Source organism: Pseudomonas sp. N40(2020), assembly GCF_014472415.1.
Lineage (GTDB): Bacteria > Pseudomonadota > Gammaproteobacteria > Pseudomonadales > Pseudomonadaceae > Aquipseudomonas.
Genome location: NZ_JACSZV010000084.1, coordinates 1 through 1,528 on the forward strand (window position 1 = coordinate 1; position 1,528 = coordinate 1,528).

1 protein-coding gene is annotated in these 1,528 nt (G+C 61.1%); it reads right to left on the reverse strand.

Translation table 11 applies throughout. The features are described from left to right. Window positions 1-89: 89 nt before the first annotated feature. Complete coding sequence (locus IAI51_RS27710) at window positions 90-1,379, reverse strand: M18 family aminopeptidase (protein WP_187681369.1); 1,290 nt, start codon at window positions 1,377-1,379, stop codon at window positions 90-92. Window positions 1,380-1,528: the final 149 nt, after the last annotated feature.

Here is a 1,528-nt window from a genome sequence, read left to right on the forward strand (position 1 = left end):
CTTTTGATCCTGTTTTTGATTTATAAAACACAAGATCAAAAGATCGCAGCCTGCGGCAGCTCCTACAGGGGGCGTGTCGTGCCGAATTGTTACGGCAATTCGCGGCAGGCGTAGAAGGCGCTCAGCACTTTGACCAGATGTGCCAGGTCATGGCTGCCGCACAGTTCACGGATCGAGTGCATGGCGAAGGTCGGCAGGCCGATATCGACGGTGCGCACGCCCAGATGGCTGGCGGTGATCGGGCCGATGGTCGAGCCGCAGCCCATGTCGCTGCGCACCACGAAGCTCTGCACCGGCACTTCTTCGGCCATGCACAGGTGACGGAAGAACCCGGCGGTTTCGCTGTTGGTGGCGTAGCGCTGGTTGCTGTTGACCTTGATCACCGGGCCGGCGTTGAGTTTCGGGCCGTGGTTGGCGTCGTGCTTTTCGGCGTAATTGGGGTGTACGCCGTGGGCGTTGTCGGCCGAGACCAGCAGCGATTTCTGGATGGTGCGGACGAACTCGTCACCTTCCGGCAGCAGGCGACGCAGGGTCTGTTCGAGCATCGGGCCATCGGCACCGCAGGCTGAGCAGGAGCCGACTTCTTCGTGGTCGTTGGCGACCAACACGCAGGTTTCGTCGGTCTCGGCTGTGAGCAAGGCTTGCAGGCCGGCGTAGCACGACAGCAGATTGTCGAGGCGCGCGCCGGCAATGAAGTCGCCGTTCAGGCCAATCACCGCAGCGCTTTGCGTGTCGTAGAAGCTCAGCTCGTAATCGAGCACCACATCGGCGTTGAGGCCGTGTTCGCGGGCCAGTTGATCGGTGAGTACGGCGCGGAAGTCGACGCGTTCGTCACCGGCAAATTGCGCGAGGATCGGCGGCAGTTCGGTTTGGGCATTGATCGCCCAGCCTTGATTGGCTTCACGGTTGAGGTGAATGGCCAGGTTGGGAATGATCGCGATCGGTGCCTTGAAGTCGATCAACTGACTCTCGACCTTGCCGTCACGGCGGAAGGTCACGCGGCCGGCCAGCGACAGATCGCGGTCGAACCACGGCGCCAGCAACGCGCCGCCGTAGACTTCGACGCCCAATTGCCAGAAGCCCTGACGTTGCAGCTCCGGTTGTGGCTTGACCCGCAGGCACGGGCTGTCGGTGTGTGCACCGACGAGGCGGATGCCACCGTGCAGCGGCGAGTGACGGCCCATTTTGATCGCGACGATCGAGGAGTCGTTACGAGTAACGTAGTAGCGGCCGTTGGGCTCAGTAGTCCATGGCTCGCGCTCGTCGAGGCGCACAAAACCGGCGGCCTCCAGACGTTGAACAAGGCTGGCGGTGGCGTGGAACGGGGTAGGGGAGGCCTTGAGGAAGTCGATCAGGCCTTGGTTCAACTCTTCGCGCATAAGAAGCTCCAGACAGCAATGGGCGGGAGTTTAACGCATCGGTTGGGGCATGACATGCGGTCATTGCTGCGCATGCATAACCTGTAGGAGCTGCCGAAGGCTGCGATCTTTTGATCTGGTGTTTCGTAAATCAAAAACCAGAGCAAAAG